At 70.8% G+C, this 14,428-nt stretch carries 11 protein-coding genes; 5 read left to right on the forward strand and 6 right to left on the reverse strand.

Going from position 1 to position 14,428, the window contains the following annotated elements; genetic code table 11:
• Nucleotides 1-21 precede the first annotated feature (21 nt).
• Together ACFPM7_RS15540 and ACFPM7_RS15545 are read left to right on the forward strand one after the other, a co-directional pair.
• Nucleotides 22-1,551, forward strand: a complete 1,530-nt coding sequence (locus ACFPM7_RS15540; RefSeq protein ID WP_378248319.1) for a VOC family protein — start codon at nucleotides 22-24, stop codon at nucleotides 1,549-1,551.
• Nucleotides 1,548-2,105: an ankyrin repeat domain-containing protein gene (locus tag ACFPM7_RS15545; protein WP_378248320.1), complete on the forward strand. Its 558-nt coding sequence runs from the start codon at nucleotides 1,548-1,550 to the stop codon at nucleotides 2,103-2,105. The genes ACFPM7_RS15540 and ACFPM7_RS15545 overlap by 4 nt, the downstream gene beginning before the upstream one ends.
• A gap of 73 nt (nucleotides 2,106-2,178) precedes the next feature.
• Here ACFPM7_RS15545 and ACFPM7_RS15550 read toward each other — a convergent pair whose 3' ends face one another.
• Genes ACFPM7_RS15550 through ACFPM7_RS15560 form a run of 3 tightly spaced genes read right to left on the reverse strand, consistent with a single transcriptional unit; the run spans nucleotide 2,179 to nucleotide 5,473 of the window.
• Nucleotides 2,179-3,666 (reverse strand): CUAEP/CCAEP-tail radical SAM (seleno)protein, encoded by a 1,488-nt coding sequence (locus tag ACFPM7_RS15550; protein ID WP_465251839.1) that lies wholly within the window; start codon nucleotides 3,664-3,666, stop codon nucleotides 2,179-2,181.
• Between the two features lie 43 nt (nucleotides 3,667-3,709).
• Nucleotides 3,710-3,988, reverse strand: coding sequence for an acyl carrier protein (locus ACFPM7_RS15555; RefSeq protein WP_378248321.1), 279 nt, complete (start codon nucleotides 3,986-3,988; stop codon nucleotides 3,710-3,712).
• Between the two features lie 6 nt (nucleotides 3,989-3,994).
• Complete coding sequence (locus tag ACFPM7_RS15560) at nucleotides 3,995-5,473, reverse strand: PfkB family carbohydrate kinase (protein WP_378248322.1); 1,479 nt, start codon at nucleotides 5,471-5,473, stop codon at nucleotides 3,995-3,997.
• A gap of 72 nt (nucleotides 5,474-5,545) precedes the next feature.
• Here ACFPM7_RS15560 and ACFPM7_RS15565 point away from each other — a divergent pair, with 72 nt between their 5' ends.
• Nucleotides 5,546-6,676: a DegT/DnrJ/EryC1/StrS family aminotransferase gene (locus ACFPM7_RS15565; RefSeq protein ID WP_378248323.1), complete on the forward strand. Its 1,131-nt coding sequence runs from the start codon at nucleotides 5,546-5,548 to the stop codon at nucleotides 6,674-6,676.
• Entirely contained in the window at nucleotides 6,676-7,605 is a 930-nt protein-coding gene (locus ACFPM7_RS15570) for an aspartyl/asparaginyl beta-hydroxylase domain-containing protein (RefSeq protein WP_378248324.1), read from the forward strand. The genes ACFPM7_RS15565 and ACFPM7_RS15570 overlap by 1 nt, the downstream gene beginning before the upstream one ends.
• A gap of 12 nt (nucleotides 7,606-7,617) precedes the next feature.
• Here the strand turns inward: ACFPM7_RS15570 and ACFPM7_RS15575 are convergent, their stop codons facing one another.
• Genes ACFPM7_RS15575 through ACFPM7_RS15585 form a run of 3 tightly spaced genes read right to left on the reverse strand, consistent with a single transcriptional unit; the run spans nucleotide 7,618 to nucleotide 12,538 of the window.
• A complete protein-coding gene (locus ACFPM7_RS15575) occupies nucleotides 7,618-8,931 on the reverse strand; it encodes a condensation domain-containing protein (protein ID WP_378248325.1) in 1,314 nt (437 codons plus the stop codon).
• Nucleotides 8,928-9,956 (reverse strand): TauD/TfdA family dioxygenase, encoded by a 1,029-nt coding sequence (locus ACFPM7_RS15580; RefSeq protein ID WP_378248326.1) that lies wholly within the window; start codon nucleotides 9,954-9,956, stop codon nucleotides 8,928-8,930. The genes ACFPM7_RS15575 and ACFPM7_RS15580 overlap by 4 nt, the downstream gene beginning before the upstream one ends.
• On the reverse strand, nucleotides 9,953-12,538 hold the full coding sequence (locus tag ACFPM7_RS15585) for an AMP-binding protein (RefSeq protein WP_378248327.1): 2,586 nt from the start codon (nucleotides 12,536-12,538) through the stop codon (nucleotides 9,953-9,955). The genes ACFPM7_RS15580 and ACFPM7_RS15585 overlap by 4 nt, the downstream gene beginning before the upstream one ends.
• 164 nt (nucleotides 12,539-12,702) lie before the next feature.
• Between ACFPM7_RS15585 and ACFPM7_RS15590 the strand changes: the two genes are divergently transcribed.
• A complete protein-coding gene (locus ACFPM7_RS15590) occupies nucleotides 12,703-14,352 on the forward strand; it encodes a hypothetical protein (protein ID WP_378248328.1) in 1,650 nt (549 codons plus the stop codon).
• Nucleotides 14,353-14,428: the final 76 nt, after the last annotated feature.

A 14,428-nucleotide genomic window follows, 5' to 3' on the forward strand; every position in this document is an offset into this window, starting at 1 on the left:
AATCAGGATATCATTGCGCGCGTGTTGCGCCCCGCACGCGGCGTCCCGTGCCTGCTGGTGGACGACGTCGAGCGCGCCGTCGCGCACTACCGCGACGTGCTCGGCTTCGCCACGGCCGACCGCTTCGGAGAGCCGCCCACATCCGCGCTGCTGAGCGGGCGCCACGGTCAGGTGCTCCTCCAACTGGCACCCGGCGGAGTGGCGGAGTTCTCGCACCGGCGGCTGGGCGGCCTGCACTGGGACGCGCTGTTCTTCGTCGACGACATCGAGGCGGTCGCCGAGTCCATGCGCGCCCGAGGCGCGCGAATCCAGGTCGGTCTGGGCATCACCGCCGTGTCCGACAAGACCTTGGAGGTGCGCGACGAATGGGGCAACGTCCTGGCCTTCGCAGGCGCCCCCGTGGGGCTCGGCGCGCGAGTGCGCTCGGCGGCGTCGAAAGCCGTGCCCTCGCGACTGACCCGAGAGGTCAAGCACCGGCTGCGTCGCCGTGAGGAAGTCCCCGAGCTGCGGCGCATACGGGCGTTCATCGACGGTCTGGATCCCGACCGGCCCCCGTTCTTCATGTTCTTCACGCAAGGCTTGCTGCACTGGGTGCGCAACGCCGAACGGCTGGTCCCCGATGACGTCAACCTGGTGTTCATCGGATCGGCCCTTCCCGCGGAGGAGCAGGCGTGGCTGCGGGACAACACCTCGCGGCCGTTGCACAACATCGAGCTCGGCGTCGACGACAACACCACCTGGGACTTCCTCTTCGACTGCAACCGCCGCGGCTTCGGCTATCTCGACATCGACTGCTTCGTGCTCAACCCGGACCTCTTCCGCGACATGGCGACCCTGGCACCCGACGTCGCCATGAACGGCATCTGGACCTACGAGACCGACTCCGGTGAACCGATCGCGTGCACGCACTTCGCCTTCATCAACGCCGACGCCGTGGCGGACCTGCGCGCCAAGGACTCCTACCTCAGTCCGGCGAACTACGACTGGGAAGGCGCCACGATCTCGCTGCTGCACCCCCGGGACTACTGCCGCGTGCCGAGCGCGCGGCAGCGCGAGGTCCTGTTGAAGGTGCTTCCCCCCGGCGACGACGGCAAACCGCTGCCACCCGGTGAGGCCCCCTTCTTCGACACGCTCGTCGCCTTCCAGGTCGGCGCGTACGCGGGTGGATACCGCACCGAACGGGTCAGACCGCTGGCGCACCGGACACAGCACACGATCAACCCCGAGGCCCCCGTCTGGCAGCAGGACCTATCCGACGAAGTCGTGCACGTGGGCGGGGTGAGCTACTACCAGCGGTGGTTCCACTCGCCCCGGCTGCGCGGCATGTACCTCGCGGCCGAACACGCCATGATGGCTCCGATCGTCGACCTCCTCCCCTCCTCCTACGGTGGACGCGTGCGAGCCTTGGAGACGGAACTGGCCCACCTGGGTCTGGACCCCGCGAGGTCGGCGAGCCTGGTGCGCGCACACCTGGTCGAGGATCGCGGGCTCGCCCAGGAGACCGCCGATCGTGTGCTCGCCGTCGGTTCTGGAAGGGGAACGACAGCATGACCGGTGACGCGCTCGCGCTGACCGCCGCGGCTCGCCGCGGTCCCGACGCCGTGTCCGCCGCCCTCGACGCGGGTGCGGACCCGAACGCCCGGGACACCGAGGACTGGAGCCCCCTCGACCACGCGGGCGGGGCCGGCGACGTCCGCTCCGTCCGCCTGCTGCTCGCGGCGGGAGCCGACCCGACGGCCACCGGCCGTGAACTGCGCACGGCCTACGAGATCGCCCTTGCCGCCGGGCACCGGGAAGCGGCCGCGGTGCTGCGGGAGGCCGAGGAAGCCGCGGATCCCGCCTCGGCCGAGCGCCACGTCTGGCGGCCGTACTGCAAGGCGTACGTGGTGTCCGACCTCCGCCGGTTCGCCGGGTGGTCGGAAGAACCGTCAGGCGAGCCGATGGACGACGACGCCGTGGTGTTCGTCCACGACGACCGCACCGTCACCCGATCGATCTGGCCCGGCGAGGACGTCGTCTTCCCCGGCGGCACTCCCGAATGGGACGCGTTCTGCCGCGACGAGCTGAAGTTCGGGCCGCCTGACGACTTCGCCCTACTCCCCTGACCCGCCGCTGTCGTCGCCGGTCACGTCAGACGCCGGTCGCATCAGACGCCGGTCGCATCAGACGCCGGTCGCATCAGACGATGTCCCACTGGTTGCGGCCCGGTTCGGCGCAGCAGAACCACGGTTCGGAAGGCTGCGGGATCTGCTCCACCTCGTCCGCGGGGTCGAGCGACAGCAGCCGTTGCGCCAGCGGCTGACCCACCAGCTCCGCGGTCCTAGCGCAGATCATGGCGAACACCTCGGCTCGCGACGCCGTCGCGCCGTGCTCGTCGACGAGGGCGAAGACCTCCTCCTGGAGCCGGTCGACGAGCGGGTCGGGGTGCACCCACGGGTGGCTGAGCGCCTCGTCGTCGAACTCGCCGAGGAAGTCGAGCATGCCCGGCCACTCCAGGAGCCTGGACTCCCTCGGGACCAGGAGGCGGATCGCGTACTGCACCGGCGGCACGTTGCCGACCAGGCCGAACTCGTGGATGGACGTGAGGAAGTCGATGTAGGACTCCCTGGTCGTCCACGGGGTGAACGCCACGAACGTCGGTGCGAACGCGATGCCCGAGGCCCTCAGCAGAGCGACCGCCCTGGCGAAGTCCTCGCGGGTGTGCCGCTTGTCGAAGACCTCCAGAGTGTGCTCGTCGAACGCCTCCACCGCGCTGGTGACCAGCACGCACCCGGTGCGCGCGAGTTCCGGCAGCAGGTCGTCGTGATCGACCAGGTGCTGGATCTTGATGACCACGTCGTAGGTGATCGTCGGGTGCCGCTGGTGCAGTTCGCGGACAAGGGCCATCGCGTGGGCGGGGCCGTTGAAGAAGTCCGGGTCGCCGAAGGTGATGTGCTGTGCGCCTGCCCGGATCTGGTGCTCGATGTCGCCGAGCACGACCTCTCGCTGGACGACGCGGAACTTTCCCTTGTACACCGGCACCACCGGGCAGTGCCTGCACAGGTGCTTGCAGCCTCTCGTGGCTTCGGTGTAGGCGACGACCCGGTCGTCGGAGCCGGGGAAGGTCATGGCGCCGTAACGGTCCAGTGTGGGCAGTCCCTGACGATCGGGCACCCGGAAGGACAGGCGGTCCAGCGTGATCAGCGGGAGGTCCCGCTTGTCCGCGGTCGCAGAGTCGTCGGGCCGCTCCGAGGTCCGCACACGCCTGGCGAGGGTGACCAGCTGCTCCTCGAACTCGCCGCCGAGGACGGTCTGCACGCCCTTGGCCCGCAGCAGCGTCTCGTTGGCCGGTGCGTAGAGCCCGTAGGCGCACAGGTGGGCGCGGACGCCCAGCTCGCGCAGGCGATCCAACACGGACATGCCGAGCCTGGTCGCGGTGTGCATGGGCAGGTAGAGGGCGATCAGGTCGGCTTCGCCGACCGCGTCCGGATCGAGGGTGTCGATGGCGAGGTCCAGGGTGGTGACCTCGCATCCGGCGGCGCGGAGCCAGCTGGCGGGTGAGGCGAGCCCGAAGGGCTGGTGCCCCAGGTCGTAGGTGGAGATGAGCAGGACGGCGCAAGCCGCCTGCGTGCCGTCCGCGGCAGCGGCGTCCTCGGGGGCAGGAGTCGACCGATCGGTTGTCGACACGGTCCGCGTCACCGGTCCAGCAGAGCATTCGCCGCGACGGGTGTCAATCGTCGCGGCCGTGCCCGTCCACTCCTTCGGCCAGACCGCGGACCAGTCCGTCGACGGTCAAGGCGGACCAGTCGTCAAGGACGCGGTGGAGGCTGATCGTCGCGCCGACCGCCTCCTCTGCCTGGGAGACGATCTCGGCGGCGGTGATGGAGTCGATGGCCAGCTCCCGGACGGGGGTCTCCGGTCGCAGCTCGTCGACCTGCCGGCCGGTGTGGTGCGCGATGATCCGCAGCAGGGTGTCGTACGGCTCGTGGCCCTCGTACGTGGCGGGCATGGCACCTCACCGGGAGTCGGTGGCGCTGGATCTGACCTGGTCGATGATCTGGGTCGTCGAGCGGCCGGGCAAGTGCCCCAACAGCCGCACTTCGACGCCGAGCTCGGCGAGCAGCGGAGCTTCCGGCAGCGTCCGCGCCGTGTAGTCCCCGCCCTTGACGAACACGTCCGGGCGCATCGCGCGGATCAGCGGGGCCGGGCTCGGTCCGCCGAACGCCACGACGTGGTCGACGCAGCTCAGCGCCGACAGCAGCCGCAGCCGTCCCGCGAGGTCGATGACCGGCCGGTCCTCACCCTTGAGCGCGCGGACGCTCTCGTCGTCGTTGACGGCGACGACCAGCACGTCACCGAGCGCCTTGGCCTGGCTGAGCAGGGTGATGTGACCTTCGTGCACCAAGTCGAAGCAGCCGTTGGTGAAGACCACGCGCCTGCCTTCGGCTCGGCGGTCGCTCCCCCACCGCCGCAGGTCGTCGGGGTGCAGCACCTTGGCGGTGCCGAGCCACTGGCGTCGAAGCGCGTCGGGGTCGACCACGGCCGTCTCCACCCGCTTCGCGGCGCCGACGGCCGAGCCCGCGGCGGCGGCGGTGGCGAGTTCGGCGGCGGCGACCGGGTCGGCGCCCGCGGACAGCGCGAGGGTGAGCGCCGCGGCGAAGGCGTCCCCGGTGCCGACGACGGTTTGGTCGGAACGGTCCGGCGGACGGGCGCGGAACGCGGGTCTGCCCGGTTCGAACAGCACCACCCCTGCCGCGCCGAGGGTCACCAGGACCGAGCGGGCGCCGGTGGCGGCGAGCAGGTCCGAGCCCCGTTCGGTCACCTGTGCCGCGCGGTCCGCGTCGCCGTTGAGCACGGGAAGGCCCAGGAGAGCCACCGCTTCGGCGTAGTCGGGGGTGACCGCGTCCGGCCGCAGCGCCGCGAACGCGGCCGGGGTCTTGGTGTCGACGACCACCAGCTCGAAGCGCTCGCGCATGCCGACCAGCACCGACCGGGTTCGCGGTGTCACCACTCCGCAGCCGTAGTCGCTGACCACCAGCGCCCTCGCGGTCTCGGGCAGAGCGCGCAGTTCCATCTCGGTCCAGTGGATCTGTGCTGTCGGCAAGGCCGCGGTGGTGCCGCCGTCGACGCGCAGCAGCATGCGGTCGCCGACGACGATCCGTCGCCGGAACGGCGTGGTCCGCTCCGCGGACCGGGTCAGTCTGGCCGTGACCCCGTGTGCTTCGAGAGCCGCCGTCAAGGTCCGGCCGTCCACGTCATGGCCGACCGCCGAGATCAGGGTCGCCCTGCCGCCGAGTGCGGTGATGTTGACCGCCGTGTTGCCGGCGCCTCCTGGACAGTCGTCGGTGGCGGTCAGTTCCACGGCGGGAACCGGCGCCTCCCGGCACAACCGGTGGGACCGGCCGCGTTCGTAGCGGTCGAGGATGACGTCCCCGATGACGCAGGCCTCCCGGCCGGGCAGCCGCTGGAGCAGCGCGGACAGGTCGACCTCCACCGGCCGGACTTTACAGGCAAACCTGTTGGATGCGGCCCTGAGTGTGTATAAACCTCAATGGGAGGCACGCCCATGATCAACGTGTTCCAGCCGACGCTCGGCGAGGCGGAGTTGGCCGCCGTTGGCGAGGTGTTCGCCTCCGGCTGGGTGGGCCGCGGACCGCGCACCAAGGCGTTCATCGACGCGTTCGGGTCCCACATCGGCGTGGCCCCGGAGCACCTGGTCTCCGTCACCTCGTGCACCGAAGGGCTCTTCCTGGCGATGGAGGCGCTCGGCGTGGGCCCGGGAGACGAAGTGGTGCTGCCCGCGGTCAGTTTCGTCGGCGCCGCCAACGCGATCGCCGCCCGCGGCGCGACGCCGGTCTTCTGCGACGTCGACCCCCGCTCGCTCAACCCCGCGGTCGACGACGTCGAACGGCGCACCGGTCCGCGGACCCGCGCGGTCCTGGTGCTGCACTACGGCGGCTCCCCCGGCGGCATCGCCGAGATCGCCGCGTTCTGCCGCGAACGGGGCGTCGCCCTGGTCGAGGACGCCGCGTGCTCGGTCGCTTCCGCGGTGGGTGGCACGGCGTGCGGCACGTTCGGCGACATCGGCGTGTGGAGCTTCGACCCCATGAAGATCGTCGTCGGCGGCGACGGCGGGATGATGCACGTCCCCGATCCCGCTCTCCGCGCCGCGATCACCACCCGGGTGAACATCGGCATGAGCCAGGAGAGCGGCATGGCGAGCGCCGCGGCGGGCGGGCGCTGGTGGGAGTTCGACGTGCGCGCCTTCGGCAGGCGCTCGTTCGGCAACGACGTCCTCGCCGCGATCGCGCAGGTGCAGCTGAGCAGGCTGCCGGAGTTCCTGGCACGGCGTTCGGAGATCGCCAAGCGCTACGACCACGAGTTCGCGGACCTCGATGGAGTGCTGTGCCCGCCGCCGCTTCCGGACGGTCACCGCTCCTCGCACTACCTCTATTGGCTGCAACTCGCTCCGGAGCGGCGCGACGCGCTGGCCGCCCGACTGTTCGAACTGGGCATCTACACCACGTTCCGCTACCTGCCGCTGCACCGAATGCCCGTGTACGGCTCGGTGTCCTCCCTGCCCGGCGCCGAGAGCGCCGCTGACCGAACACTGTGCCTCCCGCTGCACCAGGGCCTCGATGACGATGAGGTGGGCGCTGTGGTGGACGGTGTCCGTTCCGTTCTGGGTGGGGTGTGATGACCGCGTTCGGCGCGGAGGTGCGCAGGCGCTACCTCCACCTCATCGACGAGTTCGTCCGGATCGGTCGCACGGATCTCGCCGAGCAGGTGGTGGCGCTCGCGGTGGCGCAAGGGGTGTGGTCCGACCCGCTGCAGCGCCCGGTGGAGTACGTCGCCTCCGGAAGCACGCAGCCGGTGCACTCCGCGGACGAGTTCTGGTTCGTCGCCCATCTGGAGAGCAACTTCGCCCAGATCCGGGCGGAGGTCGACGCGGTGCTCGCCCGACGCGACGGCGGTTTCGCGCCCGTGGAGGAGCCGTTGCTGGACGCTGGGCGCTGGGACCAGGTCGTGCTGTACGAGGGCGGCAGGCGACAAGACGAGGCGTGTGCCAGGTTCCCCTTCATCGCGCAGGTCGTCGAGCAGATCCCGGAGGCGACGACCTTCGGGCTCGGCGTGATCACCCTGTCCTGGCTGGCGCCGGGGAGCCGGGTCCGGCCGCACTGCGGTCGGACCAACGCCCAGCTGCGGGTCCACCTGGGCATCCGAGTCCCGCCCGGTCCGGTGCTGCGGGTGGGGCGGCGGGAGTTGCGCTGGCAGGAAGGGCGGTGCCTGGTGTTCGACGACTCGTTCGAGCACGAGGTGCGCCACGACGGCGACGAACCGAGGCTCATCCTGCTGATGGACGTGCTCAACCCCGGTCTCGATGAGGCCGATCGCGCGTTCGTGCTGGCGAGCAGGCGTTCGGCGGCCGACCAGGTGGCGGCCTACCTCGCGGAGCGGGGCATCGACCGGGTCGAGACCGATGACCACGGGGTCGTGCTGCGGCCCAACGCGGGGCAGTCGGCCCTGATCCGCCGCTACATGGCCCAGACGGGCTCCTCGGCGGCACAGCTGCGCACCGGCCGCCTCCATCTGGAGAAGGACGGCGTCGCCGTCCACGAAACGTGACCGATGGCCATGTCAGCTCGGCGGGACGGCTGGAGTGGCGCCGAACCGGGGGATCATGCTGCCCAAGTCGCTGAGGAGGCCGTCGACCACCGCGGGCGACACCCTGGCGGCGTCGTGGTCGACCAGCAGCGCCATTCCGGTCCCGTGCTCGGCGACGCGCAGCTCCACCGCCGCCGCGCCGGCTGGGCGCACGTCCTCCGGTCGCCGAGGACTGGCGAGGTCGGATTCGGCGAACAGCTCGATCGACAGCCCGTAGCGGCGCAGTCCGGGGTCGTCTCGGGTATGGCCGCTCGCGGGCGGGGTCCGGCAGTAGTGCACGACGATGTCGGCGTACTGGTCCGGGCTTGGCGCCGAGCAGGCGTCGGCGATCGCGATGAGATCGTCGTATGCGGTGTGGTGCACGACGGCGTCGAGCATCCCGGCGTGCACTCGCCGCACGACGCCCGGGAAGGAGAGCTGGTCCACATCGGTCTGGTCGACCTCGTAGACGATGCGCTCGGTCAGCGGTCCGACCGCGGCGCCCAGGCCGAGCAGGTCGCGGAGGTCGAGGGTGCCGCCGAACACCGCCGGACCGCCTGCGCCCTGTTGGGCCCGCAGCCACATCATCAGCAACGCGACGATCGACAGCGTGCCCGCGTTGCCCGCGTCGTCGGTCAGTGAGGTGAGCCGAGCCCAAGTACGCCCGTCGAGCGGGAGGATCGCGGTGCGCTGCGCGTTCGCGGCGCTGGTGGAGGTGCGCACCACGGCGGAGAGCGGCTCTCGGCCCGTCCAGGTGGAGAGGCGTCTCTCCCACCAGCGCCACCGAGGCGTCCCGGGGACCGTCGACGCCACGGCGTGGGCGGCCTCGGGGTGCTCGTCCGGACGGAACCTGCCCAGATATGCCTGCACCACGGCGCCGAGGACCTGGTAGACCGAGCGCAGGTCGAGGGCCAGGGGATCAGCGACCAGACCGAGCACCCACTCTTGTTCGGCGAGTCGGGCGATGTGGAAGCGGACGAGGGCGTCGCGGACCGGATCGGTCGCCTTGCGCCTGTCGATGTCGAGGAGGCCGACGCAAGCCTGCTGCGGGTCGCGCTCATCTGCCAGGTCGTGGTGCGCGACCGTGGCAGGGCGCTCCACGGGCTGCGGCTCCATCAGGTGGGGCAGGGCCGTGTAGCCGAATCGCAGCGCAGGCAGCGCGGCGGTGACCTCGTGGATGGCCGCGCGTAGGCGCTGGTGGTCCACGGCGCCGGTGATGCGCAGGGCACGGACCTCCGGGTCGGTCCACAGCCCCGCCTCGTGCCCACGCAGCAGGCGACGGCGTACCGCGCTGGCGGCCGCGCTCACCCGTGCCCCGCATCGGTGTGCGAGAGCGCCCCCGCCATGGACACGGCGATGGAGCGCTGTCCGGTGAACGGCTCCCGGCCGTGGGCGACGAGAACGTTGTCCACAAGGAGGAGATCGCCCTGCGTCCACGGTGCGGTGTGCTTCTCGGCGTCGTAGGCGGCGCGGATCATGGCGAGGGTGTCGTCCTCGATGGGCGTGCCATCCCCGTAGCAGGTGTTGGTGGGCAGATCCTCGGGGGCGAACCGATCGGTCAGCCCTCGGGCGACGTCGGGGGGCAGGGACGTGACGTGGAAGAACGCGGCGTGGTTGAACCACACTTCATCGCCGGTCACGGGGTGGCGGGTGAGGGCGGGTCGATCCTGCTCGGTGCGCAGACCGCCGTCGGGCCGCCATCCAGCCCGGATTCCGTGCTCGGCGCAGTACTGCTCGACTGCGGCGCGGTCGTCGGTTTGGAAGGCTTCCGTCCACGGCAGGCCGAGGCTGTCGTGGAAGTTGCGGACGTAACGCACGCCGAGGTCGCGGAACTTCGCGACCACGGCGTGCGGTAGGCGGCGCAGTACGCGTCTGCAGTCGGCCAGCGGAGTCTTTCCCCCGGTCTCCGGCGCGCGCAGGCAGCAGAAGACCAGCCTGGCGGGATAGGTCTGCTGGTAGGAGTTCTCGTTGTGCAGGGGGATCGTCTGGTCTGCCGGGTACTCGGTGGAGGTGTACACGCCGTCGGCAAGCTGGGTTCGCGGTGTCGACCGTTCGCGATAGGGCAAGGGCGTGCCCGCGAGCGCCTCGGTGACCGCGGGCAGGCGGTCCAGCGTCACCTCGAAGCCGGTGAAGAGCACGGCGCCGTGTTCACCGAGCCACTCGTCGACGGTGTCTCTGCTCGCCGCCGCCCACGTGGCGAGAGTGGTGTCCGCGCGGCGGTGGACGCGCAGCGGCAGCGTGCCGTCGCCCGTCTCGGTCCGCACCCACGTGCGGGTGTCCGGCACCACCGCCTGCCTGCGGACGCCGAGGAAGCCAGGGCGGGGCTCGCTCATTCCGGTGGACTCCGCAGGTCGGCGACGCGGCGGAGCATCTCCGCCTCGGTGCCGTCCTCGTCGTCGGCGGGGATGCCGCCGAGCAGGGTGTGCATGACGGCGTGACTGTCGTTGAGGAGCAGCGGGGAGGAGATCTTGGTGTGGTCCAGTTCGCCGACGGGGCACAGGCCGAGCCCTGCCGTGCTCGCGGCCGTCATGAGCAGCTGCGTCATGGCTCCGGCTTCGATCAGGCAGTAATCACGGGCGCGGGCGCCGTACATGGGTGCGATCGCGTCGAGTGCCGCGACGAGGTAGAGGGAGAAGGCTGAGGACCGGAAGGGTTCCCGGTTGAGCCAGGCGTGGGCGACGTCGTCCACCGCGGCGCCGTCGACGACGGACACCAGGCGGTGATCGACCGGGTGGTAGTAGTACGAGCCCGCCGCCAGACCGGTGACGCCCCCGCGCGTGACGGTGAGGTAGGCCTGCACCGGGTACAGCGTGCCTGCCGACGGATAGGCGTACTTGGGGGTGGCCTCGGCGTCGTCGAGCCGCGCGAGGACGCCGAGAACCGCTGCGAGCGCCTCGAACGGCACGGGCCCGCCGGTGAAGGCGCGGTGGGTGGACCGACGGCGCAGAGCGGCACGTGTCGCGCCGTCGAGCGCGGGCAGTGCTGTGGAGGGTCTGCCCGCAAGCGCGCGCCGGAGGCCCGGCTGGCGCTCGGTGAACGCGGCGCGCTCGACGGGGTCGAGGATCAGCTCGGTCACCACGGACCCGGCCGCGGTGCCCGGCGGCGGTTCGGCGGTCTCGGTCGAGGCGAAGCTCACGAGAACGGCGACGGAAGGGAAGCGGAGCAGTTCCTCGACGTCGGCGTGGATGCCGAGCTCCTGCTCTGCCTGCACGGCCAGGCGCACGATCTGCACGGAGTTGGCGCCCAGGTTGAGCAGGTTGGCGTTCTCCTCGACCTCGGGCACGCCGAGGATGGCCGCCGCGAGTTCACAGGCGCGCCGCACGACATCGGGCGCGGTCGCCCCGGAGGGCGCGGGCGCGGCGGCGGTCGGTGGAGCGGCGGACGCGGCGAGGGCGACACGGTCGACGCGGCCCCCCGAGGTGAGCGGGAAGGCGCCGACCAACTCGACGCGCTCGGGCAGCAGGTACGGCGACATGCGCCTGCGCAGGTGGTCGAGGACGTCCGCGCTCGTGACGCCGCCGCCCGCGGGCTTGACATAGGCGACGGTGCTGTCGCCTGCCTGCACGACGGCGGCCGAGCGCAGGGCGTCATTGGCGCTCAGCGCCGCTTCGATGTCGCGGAGGTTGACCGGGTGGCCCGCGATGGTCACCGCGGTCGCGTCCTCACCGACCACTTCGATCTGGCCGTCGGGGAGCAACCGCCCGAGCAGGTCGGTTCGGTGGACCCGCTCCCCAGTGCCCGGCATGACCGGCGCCCGCACGCCGCTCTGCCCGATATCGCTGGGGAGCGCGCCGCCGACGTGGACCCTGCCCGTCACCCACACGGGGCACAGGACGAGGGCGTCGTTGAGCACGTAGACCCGCGTGCCCGCCAGTGGCGCGCCAGCAGGGACGTGTCCGCGGCGGTCGATGTCGGCGGCCACCTCGTGGCAGGCCGCCCACAGGCCCGCCAAGCCGCCCGCGAGGAGGTTGACCACCCTGGGGCCGTCACCGAGCACGCGCAGACCCCGGGCCAGCGCCACCGAGAGCGGTTCGCCTCCCAACAAGGCGAGGCGCACGGTTTCGGGAAGGTCATCGCCGCGTTGCTCGACGTGTTCGACGAGCAACGCCGCGAGCGCGGGGGTGGAGTGCCAGACGGTGACGCGCTCGCGACGGATCAGGTCGACCCAGACCGACGGGGTCCGCAGGTCGATGTCCTCCGGGATGACGAGGGTGCCCCCGCGGCTGAGGGCGAGCAGCAGCCCGGACAGCCCGATCGGGTCGTCGACGGGGGTGACGGCCAGCAGCCTGTCCTGCGCGCCGACCTCGAAGCGCTCCGCGACATCGGTGAGCGGCCCGCTCAGCGCGGCGACTGTCAGGGGCATCAGCGGCGCGTCCGCGCCATCGGCGATCCAGCACCCGACCGAGGACAACTCGGGCATGGGGGGCGAGACGTGGCACCCGACGGCCTGCTCAAGGCCATCGACGCTTGTCGCGGAGACTCCGTCGGGCCAGTCCATGCGCTGGACCAGCCACGACTGGGTCAGCACCCGACGGGCGCCCGCGGTACCGAGCCGCCCCCATCTGGCAGGCTGGGACAGTGACGGGGACACCGCGACGAAAGGAACCGCGGCCACAAGCGCACCGGCGACCGCGACGACCTGTTCCCACCCCGGCTCCACGCAGATCGCCACCGGGGTCGGGTCGCCTGCCAGCAGGTCGGCCACGGCCCCCGCGCGCTCGGCCAGTTCCCGGTAGGTCAGGCTCGCCCCCGCCGCGACCACCGCGGTCTGCTCAGCGCGGTCGGCGAACCGCGCGACGAGAGCGGCCCCGATCGGCTCTACCGGTGTTCGGCTCTCGGCAGCGTTGACCCGATCCCAGAGTTCCCGCTGGTCGGCAGCCATCAAGAACGCCGCCGACGAATCCACCGCACCCATGGGAAGCCCCCTGTCCGTGGCCGGACGCGAACGCCGTCATCCATCGTGATCGGCGGGCATCCACACGATAGGACAGGTTTGCCTGTTGCGACAGCGTCAAGCCCGATCGGCCCCGTCCTTCCCACCTCCGCGGCGACGGGGACGCCGCGGGGCAACCTCCGGCGGTGAGTCCGCCGCCCGCCGAAGACCCGTTCCCGCGCGTGGTCAAGCCGCTGCTCGTCGAAGCGCTCGGACAGGACCTCCTCTGCTACGTGCTCGGGATCTCGGATCAGCGCCTCTCTGAGTGGCTGGCAGGCGATGACGACGAACTCGGCGATCCCGCCCAAGACGACGCGCTCAAGCAGCTGCACATCGTTCTTCACGTGTCCGGCTCGCACGACGAGCCCTACTGGCGCAGGCGAAACCTCGAGCGGATCTTGGGCGGGTACGACGACCACGAGGGCACCACCGTGGTCAACGCCATCCGAGGAATCGCCACCGGAAAGAGCTTCGACCGGGGCAACTGGGACTCGCCGCGCAGCGCCATGGCCGCCCTTGTTCGAGATCTCCACGCTCTGTGCCTGCTGCCGTCCGACTCCATGTGGAGGCAGGACATGTCACTGCTGGCGGTTAATTTCCATCCCGGCCTGGAGAGGTTCGCGTCACTCGCCGTCCAAGACCGGGTGCTCGGAGCCCTCTTCCCGGGAGACGACGAAGACGTCCTGGCACGGGGAGCCTACGTGGAGCGAAGCTCCGGGCACGGCAGCTCGCTGGACCTGCGAGGGCTGCCTGGGTTGCTGATCGCCAACGGGTGGCGAGCCGCGAGGGCGAACTCCCCCTCGGAGCCGACGCTCGATGAGCACATCGCGGCGACGTTGACCCAGTTCGACCGGGTGCGCCAGGCCCTCGCAGGCAAGGCGGTGGAGATCCCCATCCGAGTCGCCTTCACCGGTCTGCTTCTGGATTCGGATCCGATCGACCTGGGATGGGGCACTCTCCGCGCAGCCGATGCGCGCGACTCGGCGTTGGCGCCTCCTGACCTGCAGCACAAGTTGAGCGGCACAGCGCCTGACGGAGCACAGATCGAGATCGACTTCAGCGGCAACGTGATCCTCGAAGCCACGATCCCGTACCGCGCCAAAGCAGGCAGGCTGGAGTTGCTGGAAGAGCCAACCGCCGAGATGCGCGAATGGGAGCGGATCAAGCACCTCGTCGAATGCACGCTCCTCGGGGCCTTGCTGTCCCAGGAAACCACGCCTGACACGCCGATCACTCTGTACAGCACCTGGCAGTACACAGATGACCCCCTCACCCACGGTCCGAGCACGGCCTGGAGTGATCCGCGGTCGAAGAGCTTCTCCCTCAGGAGGGTGTCCGCAGAAGCGGCTGTCAAGTGGGGCGAGATGACGGTGGCGATCGAGAAGGCGCGAACCAAGCACATCGACGTCGCCATCCGTCGCACCCTTCGCGCGTCGGTCGAGCGCACCGACCTCGCCGACGTGCTGGTTGATGCGATCATCGCCTGGGAGAACCTGTTCGGTTCGAGGAAGGGTGAGCCCACCCTGCGGGTGACCGGGTCAATCGCCTGGCTGCTGGAGCAGGATCGTGAGAAGCGGGCGGCGCTGAGAAGCGAACTCGCCAGGCTGTACGACATCCGCAGCGACGTGGTGCACGGCAACAAGGACCACGAACCGCGCGACCTGGGACCGAAGGCGAGACGCGCGCTGGAGATCGCCGTGGACTGTTTGCGCGTCCTCTTCACGACCCGGCCGGACATGGTCTCGGAGTTCAAGACCGGCGACGAGCGCAGCAATCACCTGCTGATGGGCGGGTAGTGGTCTCGCTTCGACCACAACCGCCCGATCGCGCGCCGAACAGGTGAACCACCACCACATCCTTTTACCCGGATGT

Origin of the sequence: Actinokineospora guangxiensis, from assembly GCF_042657845.1 — a bacterium.
Classification (GTDB): domain Bacteria; phylum Actinomycetota; class Actinomycetes; order Mycobacteriales; family Pseudonocardiaceae; genus Actinokineospora; species Actinokineospora guangxiensis.

What these genes read in the sequence shown, in the direction of transcription:
- ACFPM7_RS15580 (WP_378248326.1), bottom strand. Translation starts at nt 9,956, where the DNA reads ATGAGCGAGCCCCGCCCTGGCTTCCTCGGCGTCCGCAGGCAGGCGGTG.
- ACFPM7_RS15545 (WP_378248320.1), top strand. Translation starts at nt 1,548, where the DNA reads ATGACCGGTGACGCGCTCGCGCTGACCGCCGCGGCTCGCCGCGGTCCC.
- ACFPM7_RS15555 (WP_378248321.1), bottom strand. Translation starts at nt 3,988, where the DNA reads ATGCCCGCCACGTACGAGGGCCACGAGCCGTACGACACCCTGCTGCGG.
- ACFPM7_RS15565 (WP_378248323.1), top strand. Translation starts at nt 5,546, where the DNA reads ATGATCAACGTGTTCCAGCCGACGCTCGGCGAGGCGGAGTTGGCCGCC.
- ACFPM7_RS15570 (WP_378248324.1), top strand. Translation starts at nt 6,676, where the DNA reads ATGACCGCGTTCGGCGCGGAGGTGCGCAGGCGCTACCTCCACCTCATC.
- ACFPM7_RS15585 (WP_378248327.1), bottom strand. Translation starts at nt 12,538, where the DNA reads ATGGGTGCGGTGGATTCGTCGGCGGCGTTCTTGATGGCTGCCGACCAG.